The organism is Shewanella sp. 125m-7, from assembly GCF_052977045.1.
This window is the reverse complement of record NZ_JBRILQ010000004.1, coordinates 156,643-176,657: the sequence shown is the minus strand read 5'-3', so window position 1 is coordinate 176,657 and position 20,015 is coordinate 156,643. Positions and strand designations below refer to the sequence as shown.

Below are 20,015 nucleotides of genomic sequence, written 5' to 3'. Positions count from 1 at the left end.
AAAGCCTTTAATTTCGATGGTACTGCTTTGCTGTACATTTAGAACATATGACGTTCTAAGCCTGTTGCTTCGATGATCTTAGTGGCGATCTCTTCCACGGAATGGTTAGTGGTATTGACGAAAGGGATGCGCTCACGTTTGTACATCATTTCGACTTCTTTTACTTCCAATCGACATTGGCGTAATGAAGAGTAGCGACTATCCGACATACGGCTTTGACGAATTTCATGTAATCGCTCAGGATCGATAGTTAACCCAAATAACTTTTGTTTATTACGTTTTAAGGCATCAGGCAGTTTTAAGTTATCCATATCATCCTCAGTAAAAGGATAGTTGGCTGCCTTTATACCAAACTGCATAGAAAGGTAGAGGCTTGATGGTGTTTTACCGCAGCGCGATACACCTAATAAAATGAGATCGGCCTTATCCATATGTTTCATGGTTTGACCGTCATCATTTTCCATCGCGTAGTTAATGGCATCGATACGGGCTTCATAACTGTCATTGGTTTTACCATGGGTGCGATGAATTGCCGGCGCAGCAGCAATCCCTAGTTGTTTCTCTAATGGCGCCACAAAAGTGTTCAAAAAGTCATAATCTAAGCCTTCACTGCTATAGATGACATCACGGATCTCTGGTTTTACGATGGAGTGGAAAACGAGGGGGCGTTCACCTGTTGTAATAAAACAATCATTTATTTGAGCCTTTACAGCCTCCGCTTTCGCTTTCGTCTCTACAAACGGGATTGTAAGTGCATCAAATTCCAAAGGAAATTGAGAAAGTACGGCATGACCGAATACCTCTGCTGTGATCGCTGTCCCATCTGAGATATAGAATACTTTACGTAACATTTTGACCTCTTGTAGTAATAAAATTACAAATAAAATTATACATTTACGCTTCTTGTCATGGAGTGTAAGATGCCTCTGCTCTCGTGTGAAGAGCCACACTAAAATATACTTGCGGAGATAAAAACTGTGCAGCAATACGTACTCTGGTATCAAGAATTAGGCATGGGCGATGTTAACAAGGTAGGCGGCAAGAACGCTTCTCTTGGTGAGATGATCAGCAATCTATCAAATGCAGGCGTTCAAGTGCCAGGTGGATTTGCGACAACATCTTTTGCGTTCAATGAATTTCTTGAACAAAGTGGACTTAACCAGAAGATATACGAAATTCTAGAAATTCTAGATGTAGATGACGTGAACGCACTCGCTACAGCCGGTGCACAGATTAGACAGTGGGTTATCGATACTCCATTCCACCCAGAATTTGAGCAAGCAGTTCGTGAGTCGTACGAAAAGCTGAGCTCTGAAACAAGTGATGCTTCGTTTGCAGTTCGCTCTTCAGCAACGGCAGAAGATATGCCTGACGCATCATTTGCTGGCCAACAAGAAACATTCCTAAACGTTAAGGGTTATGAAGCCGTTTTAGAAGCAACTAAGCATGTATTTGCTTCTTTGTTTAATGACCGTGCTATCTCATACCGTGTTCATCAAGGTTATGACCATAAAGGTGTCGCACTCTCTGCTGGTATTCAGCGTATGGTGCGTTCAGATACAGCGGCTTCTGGTGTTATGTTCACCATGGACACTGAATCTGGCAACAATGACGTAGTATTTATTACTTCTTCATTTGGCCTAGGTGAAATGGTTGTTCAAGGTGCGGTTAACCCTGACGAGTTCTATGTTCATAAGCCAAGCCTTGTAGCTGGCCATAAAGCGGTTGTACGCCGTAACATAGGTAGCAAGCTTATCCAAATGGTGTATTCAGATGATGAATCTCATGGTAAGCAAGTTAAGATTGAAGATATCGCAGCAGATAAGCGCCGCGAATTCTCTATCAACGATGCTGAAGTACAAGAACTTGCTAAGCAAGCTATGACTATCGAGAAGCATTACGGTCGTCCAATGGACATCGAATGGGCTAAAGACGGTAACGACGGTAAGTTGTATATCGTGCAGGCTCGTCCTGAAACTGTTCGTTCTCGTGAAGATGTGCAGCTTATTGAGCGTTACCACCTTAAAACTCAAGGTGACGTCGTTTGTGAAGGTCGTGCGATTGGTCATAAGATTGGTAAAGGTGTTGCCAAGGTGCTTAAGTCAATCGAAGACATGGATCAAATCCAACCAGGTGATGTATTAGTTACTGACATGACGGACCCAGATTGGGAGCCCATCATGAAGCGTGCAAGCGCTATTGTAACTAACCGTGGTGGCCGTACTTGTCACGCAGCTATTATCGCTCGTGAGTTAGGCGTACCAGCAGTTGTTGGTTGTGGCGATGTGACTGAACGCATCAAAAATGGTCAAGAGATTACCGTTTCTTGTGCCGAAGGTGATACAGGCTTTATCTACAGTGGTCTACAAGACTTTGAAGTGATTTCATCACGCGTAGATTCAATGCCAGATCTGCCAATGAAGATCACCATGAACGTGGGTAACCCAGACCGTGCATTCGACTTTGCCCGTCTTCCTAACGAAGGTGTAGGTCTTGCGCGTCTTGAGTTCATCATTAACCGCATGATTGGTATTCACCCTAAAGCACTGCTTGAGTTCAACGACCAAACTGCTGAACTGCAACAAGAGATCCACGAGATGATCGCGGGTTATGAGTCACCAGTAGAATACTACGTGGCACGTCTTGTTGAAGGCATTGCGACTATCGGTTCTGCTTTCTATCCAAAGAAAGTGATTGTTCGTATGTCTGACTTTAAGTCAAACGAATACGCTAATTTGGTTGGTGGTGACCGTTACGAGCCTGAGGAAGAAAACCCAATGTTGGGCTTCCGTGGTGCTAGCCGTTACATCTCTGAATCGTTCCGTGATTGTTTTGCATTAGAGTGTGAAGCGATTAAGCGTGTTCGTAACGATATGGGTCTGAAGAACGTTGAAATCATGATCCCATTCGTACGTACCCTAGATGAAGCGGCGCAAGTGATTGAATTGCTTAAAGAGCAAGGTCTAGAGCGTGGTAAAGACGGTCTACGCGTTATTATGATGTGTGAGCTGCCTTCAAACGCATTGCTTGCAGAGCAGTTCCTAGAGCATTTCGACGGTTTCTCTATCGGTTCTAACGACTTAACTCAGTTGACTCTTGGTCTTGACCGAGATTCTGGCATCATTAGCCATCTATTTGATGAGCGTAATGAAGCGGTTAAGGCGCTACTGTCTCTTGCAATTAAAGCGGCCAAAGCGAAAGGTGCGTATGTTGGTATTTGTGGACAAGGCCCATCAGATCACCCTGACTTTGCTGCTTGGTTAGTAGAGCAAGGTATTGATACCGTTTCACTTAACCCTGATACCGTTATTGACACTTGGTTATACCTAGCTGAAGCTCATAAATAACAGCCTCGTTAGCGAATAAAATGGATTGTGTAATCTGCGCGATTTAACATTTCATTAGAAACATTAAAAAAGCCGCTATTTAGCGGCTTTTTTTTGTTTATAATGCTGGCATACCCTAAGAATAATAATTAACAGAAGCCGCTATGTTACCCAAGTTATCGCATCAACAAACGCTTGAACCGATTTATCTTTCTTTTTTAACAGCATTAGAAGAAGGCGCATTCTCGGGCGATATCGATACTCGTTATAGCGCACGTTTAGCTCAAGCGACCGACAACTCTGTCTATCAGTTTTTACCCCAAGCGGTGATTTACCCGCAATCACAACGTGATGTACAAGCTGCGCTGTTACTCGCTGCAAGAAGTGAGTTTGATAGTGTGGTATTTAGCGCAAGAGGCGGTGGCACTGGTACTAACGGCCAATCGTTGACTCATGGCATCATCGTAGATATGTCGCGTTACATGAACCAAGTGCTCGAGGTTAATGCCGCTGAAGGTTGGGTCAAAGTGCAAGCGGGCGTGATAAAAGATGCGTTAAATGATGCGCTGCGTCCTCATGGTTTTTTCTTTAGTCCTGACTTATCGACTTCCAACCGCGCGACTTTAGGTGGCATGATTAATACCGATGCCTCAGGAGCAGGCTCCTTAGTTTACGGTAAAACCTCCGATCATGTCCTTGGATTGACCAGTATCTTATTTGACGGCAGCGAGCTGAATACTCAGCCGCTAAGTTCGGCACAATTGGCTGACGTTGGCTCCGTAACCGACAACGTTTTGGGGCAACAGCTCATCTCAAGTATTGCTGATATGTGCAAAGCCAATCGCGAGCAAATTGAGCAGCGCTTTCCGAAACTAAACCGTTTTTTAACGGGTTATGATCTTAAAAATGTTTGGGATGACAAATTAGAACACTTTGACTTATCTCGAATTTTAGCAGGATCTGAAGGCACGCTTGCGGTGATCACCGAGGCAAAGCTTAATATTACGCCACTACCGACGTGCCGGATGATGGTTAATATCAAGTACGATTCGTTTGAATCAGCGCTGCGCCACGCACCGGATTTAGTCAAAGCTAATGCAACCGTTGTTGAAACCGTCGATTCAAAAGTACTCAACCTCGCTAAACAAGACATTATTTGGCATTCGGTGTCATCGCTTATTGAAGATGTGCCGGGTAAAGAGATTGATGGTCTTAATATGGTGGAGTTTGCAGGCTCGCAAGCGGATGTCGAGGAGCGAGTCGCTAAACTCGAGTCGATGCTGAACTCGCAAAATGAAGCGGGACTACTGGGTTATCAAGTCACATCCGATAAAGCCAGCATTAACACCATTTACGCGATGCGTAAAAAAGCAGTGGGGTTATTAGGTGCAGCCAAAGGCACGCGTAAGCCAATCGCATTTGCTGAAGATACCGCTGTGCCACCAGAGAAGCTGGCTGACTTTATATTAGAGTTCAGAACACTACTCGATAACCATCAACTGCAATACGGCATGTTTGGTCATGTCGATGCAGGGGTCTTGCACGTGCGCCCAGCGCTTGATATGTGTGATGAGCAAGATGAACGTTTACTTAAAACCATTTCTGACCAAGTGGCCGAGTTAACCCTTAAATATGGTGGCTTGATGTGGGGCGAGCACGGTAAAGGGGTACGCGGTGAATATGGCCCGGCGGTATTTGGCGAGCATTTATACGGCTTGTTAGAAGAAGTTAAAGGCTTATTTGACCCTAACAACAAGCTCAACCCTGGTAAGCTGGTGGCGCCTAAAAACAGCGGCCCAATGCTGTATAACGTCGACAGCGTAAAGCGCGGGGCATTCGATAGACAAATCCCGATTAAAACCCGAGAAGCTTTCCCCGATGTAATGAACTGTAACGGCAATGGCTTATGCTTTAACTACAGCGCCTATTCGCCTATGTGTCCGTCGTTTAAAGTGACAGGTGACAGAGTACAATCACCCAAGGGGCGTGCAGGTTTAATGCGCGAATGGCTGCGTTTGCTCGAAGCTGAAGGTATTGATGTTAATGAGCTGGCACGCACTAAGCCACTAGGTTGGCTACAGCGCGCCCAGAACACGCTGAAAATCGATAAAGAATACGATTACTCCCATGAAGTCATGGAGTCGCTTAAAGGTTGCTTGGCTTGTAAAGCGTGTTCTAGTCAGTGCCCTGTAAAAGTGGATGTCCCCAAATTTAGAGCGCAATTTTTTGAAATTTACTATCAACGCTATTTGCGACCAGTTAAAGACTATTTAGTCGCAGGCATTGAAGATTCACTGCCATTAATGGCAACGGCGCCAAGGCTGGTTAATGCTGTATCACAAAATAGCCTAAGTAAATGGGTCATTAAGAAGTCACTGGGCTATGTCGACGCGCCAGCGTTATCTGTCCCCACCCTAAAACAGCGTTTAGAAGGTCACTCAAGTCGCGGCTACGATTTAGCGGCGCTACAAAAAATTCCAGAAAACGATCGCAGTGACTATGTGCTGGTAGTACAAGACCCTTTTAATAGTTTTTATGAAGCCGCAACGGTTTACCACTTTATTCAGCTAATTGAAAAGTTAGGTAAGAAGCCCGTTTTATTGCCATTTAAACCTAATGGTAAGCCTATTCACATTAAAGGTTTCTTAGATAAATTTGCTCGTACAGCCAAATCAACAGCTGACTTTTTAAATGAAGTGGCAAAACTGGATATGCCTATGGTCGGCATCGATCCAGCTTTAGTGCTTTGTTATCGCGATGAGTATGCAGAGGTGCTTGGTGGCGCTAGAGGTAAGTTCCACGTTAAATTGGCCAATGAATGGTTACTAGAAATACTTGAAGGTCAGCCCACTCGTGAGTGGAGCCAAGATGATATTAGCGAACGCGAGTTTACTTGGTTTAGTCATTGTACTGAATCAACGGCTAAACCAAATACAGCTAACGAATGGCAGGGGATTTTTGAGCACTTTGGCGCAAAGCTCAATACGGTTAACTTAGGCTGCTGCGGCATGGCGGGGACTTACGGCCATGAAGCTGAAAACTTACAGCGCTCAAAAACGCTCTATGAAATGTCGTGGGAGCAGACTCTATCTCAGTTACCGCAATCTCAAGTGTTAATTTCAGGCTACTCTTGTCGAAGTCAGGTCAAACGCTTTAGCGGTTTTAAGCCAAAACATCCGCTCGAGGCTTTGTTAAACCTGCTTTAATCCACTCAGTAAAAAACTAGCTTCTGGCTAGTTTTTTACTTTTAAGGCTTATTAAAGACTTATTAAAGACTTATTGCTAGGCCGCTAACAAGACAATAGAGGTACAGATGACATCAAAAGATACTCATTCATCGGGTGCGATAGAAGCAATCTCTTCGTTAACGCAAGGGGCACCATTATGTGCAGAACAAGCGCTATTTGAGATTATTAAAAATGGTGAATGGCTATATCGTGGCGAAGCATTACCCATTAAGTTTTGTAAGCTTTTTGCCAGTATTTTACATCGTATTGATGGTGAATATTTCCTTATCACGCCTGTTGAAAAGATGCGGGTAACGGTTGCTAAACAAGCGTTAATCATTGTTGACTATCAAGCTAATGATGATGCGATCTTCTGGCTCAAAACGAGTATTAATAGTGAACATAATATTAAAGATTTTGAACAGTTTATTGTTGATGAGGACTGCATTACTATCACGCTGGAAAGAGGCGTTGAAGCTAGGCTAAATCGGGCTTGTTATTATCGTTTTATTGATGCGTATATCGCCTAAAAACAACGATGCAGACCCTGCTGATTTGTCTTCAATCAACATAATGATTTATAAGCTATTTGAATGAATGTGTACAATAAGCGCCCATAAAGGCTAGTTTCTTATATTGTAAGTGATAAGATTAAATGAAGCCCTAATAAGCCGTGGAGGTGCTGATTGAATCGATTTGAGAGTCTAGGTTATTTGGTGTCACATTTAAATGTCGATCTACAAAACTCTTTAGATCAAAGACTTAAAAGATACCAGTTAGATATTAAACTATGGCCTGTGTTGTTTACACTATGGCAGGAAGAGGGCGTTACTCAAACCACGCTCTCTAAGCGCTGTGATGTGGCAAATTACACTATGACTCGGCTGCTTGATCAATTACAACAGCAAGGCTTAATTACTCGCCATCAAGATGCTGAAAATCGCCGCGCTTTTCAAATATACCTCACCGATAGCGGCAAAGCACTTGAGCAAGATCTCGTACGTGAAGCCGAACGAGTCAACGAAGCCTTCTTAGATAACTTAGCGCTAGAGGAACGGCAGACGTTTTTAATGTTGCTGAATAAAATCAATCGTTACTAGCTACGATAAAAAAGCAGATGTAGTTTTGGTTTTTTATGTGTTTAAGTTTTGTCCCACTTTAAAACGCCTCTCTTTTCATACTCTCTTAATTTAGACCGCTCAACTCGTCACGCTCCAACATTTATGAGTATAATTATACCAATCGTCGAAAGGAGTCTATATGAAATCGCTAATTATCTCCCTATGCGCGGTATCTCTATTAAGCGCCTGCTCAGTCAACGTCAATAAGCCAAAACCACAACCAGCTTCCCAGTCACAAGCCTCAACAAGCGAGTGTGCAGGGACTTTTATTAAAGCGATAAATTTAGCCAGCGGTTATACCTTAGTTGTCGAGGAAGGGCGATTAGAGCCGCGCTCAATAGGCAGCATAACGGTTAAACTCTATCGTGATCTTTATGTGGGTGATTTTGTTGGTAGCGTGAGCTTTGTGCGTGATGGAACCATTTTAAAGGCGGTGTTAATCGATAATGGTAGCGACAAACAAAAACTGTCGATAACGACGGTGACAGCTGGAAGCGGAAATTATCAAAATAGTCGATTAATTTGCATTGCAGGCGATGATATTTCGCTTTGTTAATAGCGAGTTGGTTAGTGACGGCATCTTTGAAAATGGGCAAACGTGAATTTAGTTTATTGGTTCGGGTTAGCCAAGGGTAAGCAGAAATACAATGATTAGCCCAATCGCTAATATACCTTGCTGAGTAAGTTGGCGACTTCGGTATAGTTCTTTCTTCTCTTGTCTTAAGCTTGCAACCAAGTTATTTTGTTTGTAAATACGGCATATGAGCTGCTCAGTCATAGGATCGAGTAACAAATACAATTTGGCAGGTTTACCATCATTGAGTACGATTGAGTGTTCACTCTGTTGCCCAAAATTGAGTTTTCTCGAGACACGCTTACCATTAATGTACATTTGCTCTAACCCGCACCAGTTACTGGCTTGCAACTCAATATTATCTTGATTAAGAGCATATTTAAAAATAGCCATAGCACAGAGCCTTTGTTATTACGGGGCCTTAAGTCAAGCAGAGGATCACGCTCTTCGCCACTGTAGGGGAAGTGAGTCCTTTTATTTTTTTCCTATCTATTTGTTGCATTTAATCTTTTCATAGACAAAAAAATACCCAGCACCTTGGCTGGGTATTTTCAGTGCAATAATTGCTTATTTGGCAGCGTGTATAATTGCTCTTGCCATTTCATCAGCAACATCACCCGTGGTGCGGTTTTGCTCATCAGACAGAGAGAAAATGGTCAGTAGCGTATTATATATTTCTTCTACTTTTGCTGTTGCAGCTGCTGCATCATAATCTTTTTCGAAAGAAACGTTGATGATGCCACCTGCGTTAATGACGTAATCTGGCGCGTATAGAATTCCTAGCTCTTTTAACATTTCACCATGGCGCACTTCTGCCAGCTGGTTGTTGGCACAACCGGCCACAATAGTCGCTTTTAGCATAGGGATTGTAATGTCGTTAATTGTCGCGCCTAATGCACATGGGGCGTATACGTCGACATCTTGATGGTAAATATCTTGTGGCGCCACAACCGTTGCACCAAATTCAGTGGCAACTTTATCTAAAGAAGCCTGATGAATATCAGTAACGATTAGTTCAGCGCCTTCTTGATGAAGATGGCGGCAAAGGTAATAACCCACATGGCCAACACCTTGAACAGAAATTTTCAGTCCTTTTAGGCTATCAAGCCCACGCTGGTGCTTAACGGCAGCTTTAATGCCTAAGAAGGTGCCTAACGCTGTAAATGGCGATGGGTCGCCACTTTTACCTTCAAGGCCTGCCATATATGGCGTTTCTTGGTGTGCGATCATAATGTCGGCAGTTGATACACCAACATCCTCAGCTGAAAAGTATTTACCACCGAGAGTATGTATACAGCGGCCGAAAGCTCTGAATAGGGCTTCTCTATCCTGTACTTTAGGGTCGGCGATAATGACAGATTTACCCCCACCCATCGCTAAACCTGCCATCGCATTCTTATAGGTCATGCCGCGCGATAAGCGCAGTACGTCAGTGATGGCCTCATCATCAGACTCATAGTTCCACATTCTGCAGCCGCCAACGGCTGGTCCAAGATTCGTATTGTGGATGGCGATAATGGCTTTTAAGCCGCTTTCTTTATCATGACAAAAAACGACCTGTTCATGGTCGTCGAAAGAGATGTGATTAAAAACTGCCACTTGTTGATCTCCGCTGTGAGCATCGAATGACCGCCGCTGTGTGATTACAGGGTAGCCTACTTGTTATATTTATTGCAGAACGATAGCATTTAGGGATACTCTCAACAAAGTAAAGATTAGGATTATTTGTGATCTATCTGGCAATTTTGCTTTCCACCTTACGTTAACGTAAAGTATTAGCTTGATTAAAGCCTAATAGCTGTGCATGTTTTCTGTTCAAAGAAAGGGTAGAGATAGAAAATAACAATAAGAAAGGAAGTTTAAATGGCTGAACAAGCAGTAGACCAAGAACAACTTAGACAAGAATGGATTCGAACTCAGTTCCAAAAGGCGAACAAGTTTCTGGCAGAAAAAGGCGTTATGCCACATAAAGTCCATCCAGAAGAAAGCCGCTATTTAGCACCTTATGTTGCGATTTGGAAAATTGATTCTAAAAAGCCAACCAAACAAACATTTTGGGTGATGTCAGGCGATTTGCCATCTGATTATGTTGATATCAACGTAGCGGCTACAGCACGTGATGCCGTTCGCCATTTCTCAATGATGTGGCAGATGCAAGCTGAAAATATTCAGCGCTCAGGCTTAACTAAAGATCCAGCTCAAGCAAAGTTTGCTCAGCTTTTAGTTTCACGTGCCGAAAGTCTTTATAAGATGCAAGCTGATGACAGCATCTGGGGCCCAAGCGCATAACACACGGCGCTATCGAACACAAAAAAGGCATCATTTAGATGCCTTTTCTATTTTTTAGGCCTAAGCCATCTTCTTCAATTTAGTTTTCATTTCTGTTTGGGTCTCGGCGACTCATGAAGCGTATATTACTCGCCAAAATAAAAATACCCTCGATTAAGCAAGCTTAATAGCAGTGCTTGTGTAGCTGATGTTTGTAGTAACTTTGCGGCTTGCTCATTACTAAAATAAAAGTGCTCTGATAGTTGTTGCACATCTAGTTCAATTTCTTCTGAATATTCAAATGCTTCGCCATTAATAAATAGGCGTGAAACACTATCATTTTCAAGCTTGAGTAACTTTAATCCGCCGATGCGATAGAGCTGGGCACCTTGTTCAATATAATCGCTAAGCTCTTCTATCGTATACGCATCTTCTGGTTCGCATATATCCAGCTCAAAGCGATTTTGACTTAACATTTTTCCGAGTATGGCTTGATAGCTTTGGGGACTTGAAGCCAATTCACTCACTAATGCCATTAAATCTTGCTGGTGTGCTTGGCTTACTTGGCTGGCAAGTGTAGGCTCATTTGTCGAGGTAAAGCGCTTAAGTCCGGTATTATTATCAATTAATGCATCGGCTATTTCGCTAAATAGTTCTTGCTGGCTTGGTGCTCTGAATCCGATGGAGTAGCTCATTGCCATGGTGAGTGTTTGGCCTTGGTGTGGATAACCCGGGGGAATATAAAGCACGTCGCCTTTTTCTAACACTACATCGATGATGGGCTCAAAACCGTCGATTAATGGCGTGGTAGGATCATTGTTTTTCGGTGCATACTGTCCGCGCTCACCTACAGTCCAGTGACGTTGTCCTTCACCTTGAATAATAAACACATCATAGTTATCGATATGCGCACCAACACCGCCACCAGGAGTGGCAAAAGAGACCATCAAATCATCAAAACGCCAGTCTGGGATGAAACGAAACGCATTGATAAAGTCAGCAGAATCAGGGTGCCAATGGTTTAATGCTTGTACGAGTAACTGCCAGTTGTTTTCACCAAACTGATCATAATCTTCAAATGGCCCTTCGATAATTTGCCAGTCATTCTCTTTGGTCACCACCACTCGTGACGCAACCGTTTCTTCACACGCAAGACCTGCGAGCTCATCTGCACTGATGATATCTTCGAAATTAGGGAAGGCGTTTTTAATCAATAGTGGTTTCTTTTGCCAGTATTGGTTTAAGAATTCTTCGGCGTCAAAGTTAAGGCTAAACATAATTAGGGTCGCTTGAGGTTGATAGGAAGTGGATAAAATAAAGGCGTTAAGCCTAAGCTTAACGCCTTATTTGAACCTTTAATAGCAGATTAGCTATGTAAAGTGTCAAGCGTACTTTTAGTTAAGTTCATCAACAAAAGTTTCTGCACGGCCAATGTAATTAGCAGGCGTCATTTTCTTAAGTTCAAGTTTAACGTCTTCTGGAAGCTCAAGACCATCGATAAATACAGCAAGTTGCTGCCCGTCGATGCGCTTACCGCGAGTTAACTCTTTAAGCTTCTCGTATGGCTTTTCGATGCCGTAACGACGCATAACCGTTTGCACAGGCTCTGCTAGCACTTCCCAGTTAGCATCAAGCTCTTTGCGAAGTTGTTCTTCGTTAACTTCTAGCTTGCTGATCCCTTTGAGGGTTGATTGATATGCAATTAGTGAGTGCGCGATACCAACACCTAAGTTGCGTAAAACCGTAGAGTCAGTTAAGTCACGTTGCCAGCGAGATACTGGAAGCTTAGCGGCTAAATGCTGCATAAGTGCGTTGGCGATGCCTAAGTTACCTTCTGAGTTTTCAAAATCAATAGGGTTAACTTTATGCGGCATGGTGGAAGAACCAATTTCGCCAGCAATGGTACGCTGCTTAAAGTGACCTAATGCAATGTAACCCCAAATATCACGATCGAAATCGATCAAGATTGTGTTGAAACGCGCTAGCGCATCAAACAATTCGGCGATGTAATCGTGCGGCTCAATTTGAGTCGTGTATGGGTTCCAGTTAATACCAAGGCTTGTCACAAAGCGTTGTGACAGTGCGTGCCAATCAACTTCTGGGTAAGCAGATATGTGAGCGTTGTAGTTACCTACAGCGCCGTTAATCTTACCCATGATTTCAACGTTTAACACTTGCGTTAGCTGACGTTCTAAACGTACAGCAACGTTCGCCATCTCTTTACCTAGTGTAGATGGAGAGGCTGGCTGGCCATGTGTGCGTGACATCAATGGTACCGTTTTATGCTCTTTAGCTAATGCTTTAACGGCATCAACAACTTTCTGGCAATAAGGTACAAGCACTTGATCGCGCGCTTCAGTCAACATCAATGCGTGAGACAGATTGTTAATATCTTCAGAAGTACAAGCAAAGTGTACAAACTCGTCGATAGCAACAAGCTCAGCGTTATCGGCGATACGTTCTTTAATGAAATACTCTACCGCTTTAACGTCATGGTTTGTTGTTGCTTCAATATCTTTAACGCGCTGGGCATCCGCTTCGCTAAAGTTATCTTTAATTTGGTCAAGCAAAGCCAATGCAGCTTCGCTAAAAGGTGGAACTTCTTCAATTTCTGGGCAGCTTGAAAGTAGCTTTAGCCAGTTAATTTCGACTTGAACACGGTATTTGGTCAGGCCGTACTCGCTGAAAATCCCTCTTAATGAGGCGGTTTTACTACCATAACGACCGTCTACCGGAGAGATAGCAGTTAGTGCGGAAAGTTCCATTAGAAGCTCCTTGATGAACTTGGCTTAAAATTATAGGGTGAGGCTTTTCATAGCTGTATCTACTATTGTTTTTCTTGCAAAGACAAGGTGCCTACGCTTGCCTCCTAATTGACGCCATAATACTGCGCTGCGCATGGCTGACAGCAAAAGGGCGCGAATTTTGTGTTGGGTTTGGGTACGCTTTAGAAACTCTGGATTGCCGGAGATCTGTAATTTAGGGCCGAGTTCACTAATTATATCACTGTAAATACTGGCAAAATTAGCAATCACTTGCTCGTCAGTTATTTCAAAGTGATTGAGTTGACGGTGAATTTGGTTAATGCGTTCAGATAGCATGCCCATGGAATTTGAAGAGCGAGTTAATTTTCGCTCTAATGCTAAGATCCCCACTAAGTAGCGAGTCACCTCAACATCTTTTTGCTTTGTATCACCGAGTTGGCTAACGATAAGCTCGTAGCCTTTTCTCAAAGCAACTTTGTCTGCATAAACATCGCTAGTGCTTTCTGGGTTTGTCACCAAAACCGATTGCAGGCTTGCTGCTAGCGCGTCTTTATCTGAGTCACCGTGCCTTGCAATATACTGAACTTGTGCCACGGCTTGTAAAATACCAGCAAAGGCCATAGTGCGTTCAAACAGCTGATCACTCATTGATTAATCTCTTATTAGTGCGTCAATAATGCCGCCACCTAGGCAGATTTCACCATCATAGAAAACGGCAGATTGGCCTGGGGTTACTGCGGCAACGGGTTCATCAAAAATAACTCGCAGTACATCGTCGCTGTCGTAAGTGACACGGCAAGGAACATCTTGCTGGCGGTAACGGGTTTTAACTGTGATTTGTGAGCCATCAGCAGGGCCTTTACGGTCGACCCAATGCAATTGATCCGCCACTAAACCGTTTGACATTAGGCGAGGGTGGTTACCACCTTGGCCAACAATTAATACGTTACGCACTAAGTCTTTCTCTACCACGTACCAAGGGTCTTCATTACTGTTTTTAAGACCACCAATACCAAGACCTTTACGTTGGCCTAGGGTGTGATACATCAAGCCTTGATGAGTACCAATGACTTCACCTTCGCTGGTTTCAATGTTGCCAGGCTGTGCAGGTAAGAATGTTTGTAGAAAATCAGTAAATTTACGTTCACCGATAAAGCAGATGCCAGTACTGTCTTTTTTATCATGGGTAATTAAGCCCATTTCTTTGGCTATTTCGCGTACTTCGCTCTTGTCTAGCTCACCCACTGGGAATAAAGAGCGAGCGACTTGCTCGTAGCCTAAAGTGTATAAGAAGTAGCTTTGGTCTTTGTTACCATCAACACCACGTAGCATTTGGCTAGTGCCATCAATATCACGGCGGCGCACATAGTGGCCCATCGCGATGTAATCGGCATCTAAGATCTCATCTGCAAACTCGAGAAAAGCTTTAAACTTAATCTCTTTGTTACACATGATATCTGGGTTTGGTGTGCGGCCAGCTTTGTACTCGGCCAAGAAATACTCGAACACATTGTCCCAGTACTCTGACGCGAAGTTAACCGTGTGCAGCTTAATGCCTAGCTTGTCACATACAGCTTGCGCATCTTTAAGATCGTCAGCTGCCGCGCAATATTCATCCGTGTCATCTTCTTCCCAGTTCTTCATGAACAGGCCTTCAACCTGGTAACCCTGTTTCATTAACAGGTAGGCTGAAACTGATGAATCTACACCACCGGACATACCGACGATGACTTTTTTACCAAGATGAGTGGGTTCGATTGACGTCATAAATCCTAAAAAAACCTTTGTGATTACTGAATATTGCTGCGAATCAGTATCTCGACGAATGGGGTTTTCAATCGAGTTACCGTGTTCAAACCGCGGCTTTCTGCGGGTGCATATTCTATCACGCATTATGAGGTTGGGCTATCTAGGGAAGGTCTATCTTTTAGCTTTAGATAAATCATCGCTGAATATTCACTCATGCTGATGAAATAGAATAAGCATGAGTGGCTATAATGGCTGTGATTTGGGGGCTTTTAGTTAACCTAAACTCGGGGTGTTAAGCATCGCTGCTTAACCCGAGTTCAGGTTAGTTACAAATATTGATCATTTAACAGGCTTAACGGGTAGTGGTTACCGGCTAAGTAATCGTTAATGGATTTGAGCACCAAGGGGCTTCTCATCTGGTCTGATAACGGCTCAATTTCGGCCAAACTTAACCATTTAAGGCCAGTTATCGCGGGGGCAATCGGAGTCGATGCGATAATTTTATCTAGGGTTAAGTAGAAGGTATAGCGAACAAACGCCAGTGACTCACTGGCACTAAACTGGTAAATACCGACTAACCCTTGCACTGTAATGTTAAGCCCTGTTTCTTCGAAGACCTCACGTACACAAGCATCAATAATTGATTCATGGGCCTCAATATGGCCGGCGGGTTGATTATATTTGAGCTCACCATCAATCCACTCCTCAACTAACAAGAATTTATCTTGCGCTTGTATGACACACGCAACCGTCGTATTGGGCTTATAACGTGCGGTCATGGTTCATGCTCATATTGATTGGTTTTTCATATCCAGCTGACGATACTCACCATTTTTAAGGTCATCTAGACTCCATTGACCTATTTTATAGCGGATTAATCTTAGTGTTGGAAACCCGATATGGGCAGTCATGCGCCTTACTTGACGGTTACGGCCTTCACAGATCTGAATTTCTAACCAAGTGGTCGGAATATTGGCTCGCTCGCGAATAGGCGGGTTTCTAGGCCAGATCTGCGGATTATCGATAATGCTTATTTTGGCTGGCAGGGTCATGCCGTCTTTTAACTCAACGCCTTGGCGTAATTTCTCAAGCGCATCTTCACTCGGTGCACCTTCAACCTGAGCCCAGTAGGTTTTAAAGGTTTTCTTTTTCGGTTCGGTAATTTTTGACTGCAACTTACCGTCATTAGTCAGTAATAACAGACCTTCGCTATCTCGATCTAATCGTCCTGCAGCATATACGCCTGGCACGGGAATATAATCTTTTAAGGTTTGGCGGCCTTGCTCATCAGTAAACTGACAAAGTACATCAAATGGTTTGTTAAATAACACGATAACAGGATGGGTAACGCTTTTAGTGTTTGCTGTGATTTTACGTTTAAATGCTGTGTGCTGAGGCGAGTTTACTTGCTGATGTGCCTTAAAGCTTGGGCGTCCAGTGCGAGGGGTGTTTTTATTGTTACTGTTTTTTTTAGAAAATGGCTGCGTCACGCTGGAATACTTTTTATAAATAAGGGCTATTTTCCTATTGTACTGTGCATTGGCCATTAGTGGAATTTGAAAATTGCGTGGAATGTTTTATGATGTCGGCAATTAAAAAGTGTGATCCGCAACTGTTTTTTTTGATTTGCGTGAGGTGTCGCGAATAAATCCGCTAGCTTATGACACACAAGATCGCATAAATTAACACTAACAATACAAAGCGATAGGGTAAGCCTGTAACTGCTTTTTAATCGTAGAGCTAAACAATAATTATTATAAAAATCTTAAAATTAAATCAATGTAGGACACAAAATGAACGATAAAACATCAACGATCATCTATACCGAAACGGACGAAGCCCCAGCGTTAGCAACTTTATCTTTATTGCCTCTTATCCAAAAGTTCACTCAAACAGCAGGCGTTGACGTAGAAACTCGTGATATTTCGCTATCAGGCCGTGTGATTGCAAGCTTCCCTGAAAAGTTGTCGGCAGAGCAGCGCATTAGCGATGCATTAGCGGAGTTAGGCGAGTTAGCAAAAAAACCAGAAGCTAACATAATCAAATTGCCTAACATTAGTGCGTCAGTTCCACAGCTTAAAGCTTGTATTTTAGAGTTACAAAATAAAGGCTATGACATACCAAACTATCCAGATGAGCCACAAAATGAAGCTGAAAAAGAGATCCAATCTCGTTACGACAAGATAAAAGGTAGCGCCGTAAACCCTGTGCTGCGTGAAGGTAACTCAGATCGTCGTGCGCCAGGTTCAGTGAAGAAGTTTGCTCAGAAAAACCCACACTCAATGGGTAAATGGTTAGCTGATTCTAAGTCGCACGTTGCGCATATGAATGAAGGTGATTTTTACGGTAGCGAAAAGTCTGTCACCGTTACTGATGCCGGTAGCGTTGCGATTGTTTTCAAAAAAGCTGATGGCTCTGAGCAAGTGCTACGTGGTGATATTACCCTGCAAGCCGGTGAGGTCATTGACTCTGCCGTGATGAGTAAAAAAGCATTACTTGAGTTTTACGAGCGTGAAACCAATCTGGCCAAAGAGCAGGATGTTTTATTGTCCTTGCACTTGAAAGCCACCATGATGAAAGTGTCTGATCCGATTCTTTTTGGTCATGCTGTAAAAGTTTACTATAAAGATGTTTTTGCTAAGCACGGTGAACTGTTTGAACAGCTAGGTGTTGATGTTAACAATGGCTTGGGTGATGTTTACGCTAAAATAGCAGCATTGCCAAGCGATCAAAAAGAGGCTGTCGAAGCCGATTTAGCGGCGGTTTATAATGAACGCGCAGAGCTTGCTATGGTTGATTCAGATAAAGGCATTACGAATCTACATGTACCAAGTGACGTGATTATTGATGCATCAATGCCTGCTGCTATTCGTACTTCTGGGCAAATGTGGGGCCCTGATGGCCAGCTAAAAGACATGAAGGCGATGATCCCTGATCGTTGCTATGCAGGTGTTTATCAAGAAACTATCGATTTTTGTATCAACAATGGTGCATTCGACCCAAGCACCATGGGCAGCGTACCAAACGTTGGTTTGATGGCACAAAAAGCGGAAGAGTATGGTAGCCACGATAAAACATTTGAAGTTGATGCGGCTGGAACCATTAATATTGTTGACCAAAATGGCAATGTATTGATGTCACACTCGGTTGAAGCGGGTGATATCTTCAGAATGTGTCAGGTTAAAGATGCACCAATCCGCGATTGGGTCAAACTTGCGGTTAACCGTGCACGCTTATCAGGTACACCGGCAATATTTTGGTTAGACGCTGAGCGTGCACATGACGCTGAAATCATTAAAAAGGTCGAGATCTATTTAAAGGATCACGATACAAATGGTCTTGAGTTACATGTGATGTCGCCAGTTGCTGCGACTCGCTTCACGCTCGATCGTGTTAAAGCAGGTAAAGATACCATTTCAGTAACCGGTAACGTTTTACGTGATTATCTAACTGATCTGTTCCCAATTCTTGAGCTTGGCACCAGTGCTAAAATGTTGTCAATTGTGCCGCTAATGAATGGCGGAGGTTTATTCGAGACCGGCGCAGGTGGTAGTGCACCAAAGCATGTTCAGCAGGTAGAAAAAGAAGGTCACTTACGTTGGGATTCACTCGGTGAGTTCTTGGCGCTAGGCGCATCGTTAGAGCACCTGAGCCAAACCACCAACAATGCTAAAGCACAAGTACTTGCTGATACCCTTGACTTGGCCATTGGCCAATTTCTTGATAGCAACAAGTCGCCTTCACGTCGCGTTGGTGAGCTAGATAACCGTGGTAGCCACTTCTATCTTGCGATGTACTGGGCACAAGCATTGGTCGCGCAAACTAAAGATACACAGCTTCAAGCTGAGTTTGGTGCATTAGCTGAGTCATTAACGAACAATGAGCAGAAAATCATTGCAGAGCTCAATGGTGTTCAAGGCCCATCGGTTGATTTAGGTGGTTATTACCGCTTAGACGCGGCTAAAGCTGCAGCTACAATGCGCCCAAGTGCAACGCTAAATAGCATTGTTGGCTAATACGATTTGTAAGTATTAATCTTCAAACAATAAGGCCAACATCGTTGTTGGCCTTTTTATTTGCTTAAATTTAGGTAATAAAAAAGCAGAGTAGCTTACTACTCTGCTTTTTTGTTTTTATCGCAACTTATACCAAGCTAAATAAGTATCCGAATACTTGCTTATCTAGATGCTTACCTAGATAGGTACTAGTTTGTTGGCGATATTGCTGACGCGTGCATACCTTTTGGACCTGCTTCTACTTCAAAACAGACGGGTTGGCCTGCTTTTAGAGTTCGATAGCCTTCCATTTCAATGGTAGAATAGTGCGCAAAAACATCTTCACCGCCAGCATCAGGGCATATAAACCCGAATCCTTTGGCGTTGTTGAACCATTTAACAGTTCCGCTTGCCATACTTCCACTTCCTTCTGTTGTCCACTTCCCAGTAAGATAGTAAAACTTATCAGCGGGGAAACTCCTCGCTTAAACAACAGAATGAAAGCTGAATAAGTAGTTGTCAAGGTAAAATTAACATAAAGGCAACATTTTTTAACAAGTCGTACCTGAGTATAATTTGATAGAATTTGTTCAACAAACAGACTGAGTTACATAATCAATTGGTACAAGCCAAGACTAGAGGCTAATATTGGGATATGAGTAGAACAGAAAACATTGAGCGCGTAGAAGAAAGTGTTGAGTCTGAACTGAAGCAGCCTTCTATGTATAAAGTCATATTAAACAATGATGATTATACTCCGATGGACTTTGTCATTGAGATTTTACAGTTATTTTTTAAGAAAGATGAGCTGCAAGCGACGGAAATCATGTTGGCAATCCATCATAAAGGCAAAGGTATTTGCGGTATTTACCCTTTTGGGATAGCAGAAACTAAGGTTGCGCAAGTAAATCAATTTGCAAGACAAAACCAACATCCGTTACTGTGTTCTTTAGAGGAAGCCTAATTGGCTTCACTCTGTTGTTAATTTTT

The 20,015-nt window shown here is 43.1% G+C and carries 18 protein-coding genes; 8 read left to right on the top strand and 10 right to left on the bottom strand.

What is annotated here, in order from left to right; genetic code table 11:
* Positions 1 to 38 precede the first annotated feature (38 nt).
* Positions 39 to 851, bottom strand: a complete 813-nt coding sequence (gene ppsR / locus ACVBIL_RS03350; RefSeq protein ID WP_447165575.1) for a posphoenolpyruvate synthetase regulatory kinase/phosphorylase PpsR — start codon at positions 849 to 851, stop codon at positions 39 to 41.
* 126 nt (positions 852 to 977) lie between these two features.
* Here ppsR and ppsA point away from each other — a divergent pair, with 126 nt between their 5' ends.
* The 5 genes from ppsA (at position 978) to ACVBIL_RS03325 (ending at position 8,230) form a co-directional block, all read left to right on the top strand.
* Entirely contained in the window at positions 978 to 3,347 is a 2,370-nt protein-coding gene (ppsA, locus tag ACVBIL_RS03345; protein ID WP_447165574.1) for a phosphoenolpyruvate synthase, read from the top strand.
* A 143-nt stretch (positions 3,348 to 3,490) separates the two neighbouring features.
* Complete coding sequence (gene ydiJ / locus ACVBIL_RS03340; protein WP_447165573.1) at positions 3,491 to 6,532, top strand: D-2-hydroxyglutarate dehydrogenase YdiJ; 3,042 nt, start codon at positions 3,491 to 3,493, stop codon at positions 6,530 to 6,532.
* A 107-nt stretch (positions 6,533 to 6,639) separates the two neighbouring features.
* Complete coding sequence (locus tag ACVBIL_RS03335; protein WP_447165572.1) at positions 6,640 to 7,083, top strand: DUF1285 domain-containing protein; 444 nt, start codon at positions 6,640 to 6,642, stop codon at positions 7,081 to 7,083.
* A gap of 156 nt (positions 7,084 to 7,239) precedes the next feature.
* Entirely contained in the window at positions 7,240 to 7,653 is a 414-nt protein-coding gene (locus ACVBIL_RS03330; protein ID WP_447165571.1) for a MarR family winged helix-turn-helix transcriptional regulator, read from the top strand.
* A gap of 160 nt (positions 7,654 to 7,813) precedes the next feature.
* Positions 7,814 to 8,230 (top strand): PliI family lysozyme inhibitor of I-type lysozyme, encoded by a 417-nt coding sequence (locus ACVBIL_RS03325; RefSeq protein ID WP_447165570.1) that lies wholly within the window; start codon positions 7,814 to 7,816, stop codon positions 8,228 to 8,230.
* A gap of 66 nt (positions 8,231 to 8,296) precedes the next feature.
* On the opposite strand, the gene ACVBIL_RS03320 is transcribed toward ACVBIL_RS03325, so the two are convergent.
* The gene (locus ACVBIL_RS03320) at positions 8,297 to 8,641 is read right to left on the bottom strand and encodes a hypothetical protein (protein WP_447165569.1); all 345 of its coding nucleotides are present in this window, start codon (positions 8,639 to 8,641) and stop codon (positions 8,297 to 8,299) included.
* Positions 8,642 to 8,815: 174 nt separating this feature from the next.
* Positions 8,816 to 9,847 carry a Glu/Leu/Phe/Val dehydrogenase dimerization domain-containing protein gene (locus ACVBIL_RS03315; protein WP_447165568.1) on the bottom strand — a complete coding sequence of 344 codons (1,032 nt, stop codon included), beginning with the start codon at positions 9,845 to 9,847 and terminating at the stop codon, positions 8,816 to 8,818.
* A gap of 264 nt (positions 9,848 to 10,111) precedes the next feature.
* Here ACVBIL_RS03315 and ACVBIL_RS03310 point away from each other — a divergent pair, with 264 nt between their 5' ends.
* Positions 10,112 to 10,537, top strand: coding sequence for a DUF4826 family protein (locus ACVBIL_RS03310; protein WP_447165567.1), 426 nt, complete (start codon positions 10,112 to 10,114; stop codon positions 10,535 to 10,537).
* A 125-nt stretch (positions 10,538 to 10,662) separates the two neighbouring features.
* Here ACVBIL_RS03310 and ACVBIL_RS03305 read toward each other — a convergent pair whose 3' ends face one another.
* The 6 genes from ACVBIL_RS03305 to ACVBIL_RS03280 form a co-directional block, all read right to left on the bottom strand.
* Entirely contained in the window at positions 10,663 to 11,793 is a 1,131-nt protein-coding gene (locus tag ACVBIL_RS03305; protein WP_447165566.1) for a ribosomal protein uL16 3-hydroxylase, read from the bottom strand.
* 117 nt (positions 11,794 to 11,910) lie between these two features.
* Positions 11,911 to 13,281, bottom strand: coding sequence for an adenylosuccinate lyase (gene purB / locus ACVBIL_RS03300; RefSeq protein ID WP_447165565.1), 1,371 nt, complete (start codon positions 13,279 to 13,281; stop codon positions 11,911 to 11,913).
* Positions 13,282 to 13,311: 30 nt separating this feature from the next.
* Positions 13,312 to 13,929: a high frequency lysogenization protein HflD gene (hflD, locus tag ACVBIL_RS03295; RefSeq protein WP_447165564.1), complete on the bottom strand. Its 618-nt coding sequence runs from the start codon at positions 13,927 to 13,929 to the stop codon at positions 13,312 to 13,314.
* A 3-nt stretch (positions 13,930 to 13,932) separates the two neighbouring features.
* A complete protein-coding gene (mnmA, locus tag ACVBIL_RS03290; protein WP_447165563.1) occupies positions 13,933 to 15,048 on the bottom strand; it encodes a tRNA 2-thiouridine(34) synthase MnmA in 1,116 nt (371 codons plus the stop codon).
* Between the two features lie 308 nt (positions 15,049 to 15,356).
* A complete protein-coding gene (locus ACVBIL_RS03285) occupies positions 15,357 to 15,809 on the bottom strand; it encodes an NUDIX hydrolase (protein WP_447165562.1) in 453 nt (150 codons plus the stop codon).
* A 9-nt stretch (positions 15,810 to 15,818) separates the two neighbouring features.
* Entirely contained in the window at positions 15,819 to 16,520 is a 702-nt protein-coding gene (locus ACVBIL_RS03280) for an rRNA large subunit pseudouridine synthase E (protein WP_447165561.1), read from the bottom strand.
* 303 nt (positions 16,521 to 16,823) lie between these two features.
* Between ACVBIL_RS03280 and ACVBIL_RS03275 the strand changes: the two genes are divergently transcribed.
* Positions 16,824 to 19,046, top strand: coding sequence for an NADP-dependent isocitrate dehydrogenase (locus tag ACVBIL_RS03275; RefSeq protein ID WP_447165560.1), 2,223 nt, complete (start codon positions 16,824 to 16,826; stop codon positions 19,044 to 19,046).
* A 188-nt stretch (positions 19,047 to 19,234) separates the two neighbouring features.
* Here ACVBIL_RS03275 and cspD read toward each other — a convergent pair whose 3' ends face one another.
* Entirely contained in the window at positions 19,235 to 19,441 is a 207-nt protein-coding gene (gene cspD, locus ACVBIL_RS03270) for a cold shock domain-containing protein CspD (RefSeq protein ID WP_447165559.1), read from the bottom strand.
* Positions 19,442 to 19,680: 239 nt separating this feature from the next.
* Here cspD and clpS point away from each other — a divergent pair, with 239 nt between their 5' ends.
* Positions 19,681 to 19,989 carry an ATP-dependent Clp protease adapter ClpS gene (clpS, locus tag ACVBIL_RS03265; protein ID WP_447165558.1) on the top strand — a complete coding sequence of 103 codons (309 nt, stop codon included), beginning with the start codon at positions 19,681 to 19,683 and terminating at the stop codon, positions 19,987 to 19,989.
* Positions 19,990 to 20,015: the final 26 nt, after the last annotated feature.